Source organism: Pleomorphochaeta sp. DL1XJH-081 (genome assembly GCF_049310885.1).
In the GTDB taxonomy this organism is placed as follows: Bacteria; Spirochaetota; Spirochaetia; order Sphaerochaetales; family Sphaerochaetaceae; genus CAYZJV01.
Window position 1 is genome coordinate 1 of sequence record NZ_JBMDYO010000026.1, and the last position, 854, is coordinate 854.

Genomic DNA, 854 nt, shown 5'->3' on the forward strand with positions numbered 1-854 from the left:
CTCACCGTGAGTACCCCGCTGGTGGCATTGATTGTCTCACCGTTGGAACCGCTGGTGACCGTAGTCCAGGTGGCAGAACCCGCGATGCGGCGCTTCCAGGTCTTGGCTGTCATGGTAGAAACGACATCGGTCCCTCCGGCCTTGCGCACCACGGGGGTGAGCTGCAGCGAGGTGTCTCCTGCCCACGAGGGGTTGAGGGTCTGGTTCGATGTATCGTACAGGCTGGTGAGGGGCAGATTGCTGTCGATACCGGTGATGAGGGAAATACCGTCGGTATAATCCATCAGCGTGAAACTGGCGCTTGTCTTTGCCATGGTAGGTGCTCCTTATGCTTCGTAGCCGGTCAGGTCGATCTCACAGAAGAAGACCGTACGCCCGACGCAGTCTGCGTTTTTGATTTCGACACTCTTATGGGCGATTGCCTTTGATGAGGTGTTCCACCGCCCGTCATCGACGGGGTCGGCACTGAGGCGCTTCCATTGGAAACGCGAGGCATCCAGCGCTTCGGTGATCTCGATGGTGTTTTGGAAGACGTGGCAGGTGAGGATCGTATCGACCTGCTCGGGCCGGAAGATCGAACCGTTGGATGACTGGATGGATACGGTGTACGACGAGCCGTCCACCCCCGGTGGCCCCGGGGAACCGACGGTGTCGTTCTTGCCCCTGTCGAGTACCTGAAGGTATGCAGGGGCACTCAGGTCGAATGCCGAGATGCCCACCGCCTCGTAGCGGTACACTGCACTCTCATCGGTGAAGGTGCGTGCGGTTACCAGAGCTGAAACATTCAGGCCGCTGAAGGCATCGTCGATCAGGCGTACCAGGGAGCCGCAATTCAAGTCGACGGCCGAGAAGAA

Annotated in this window: 2 protein-coding genes; both read right to left on the reverse strand. The window is 59.1% G+C overall.

Features of this window, described 5'->3' with window-relative positions; all coding sequences use genetic code 11:
- Positions 1-314, reverse strand: a 314-nt coding sequence (locus tag ACODJP_RS13745; protein WP_422482464.1) for a hypothetical protein, incomplete at its 3' end; no start/stop codon positions are given.
- 12 nt (positions 315-326) lie between these two features.
- A partial coding sequence (locus ACODJP_RS13750; RefSeq protein ID WP_422482466.1) for a hypothetical protein occupies positions 327-854 on the reverse strand: 528 nt, incomplete at its 5' end.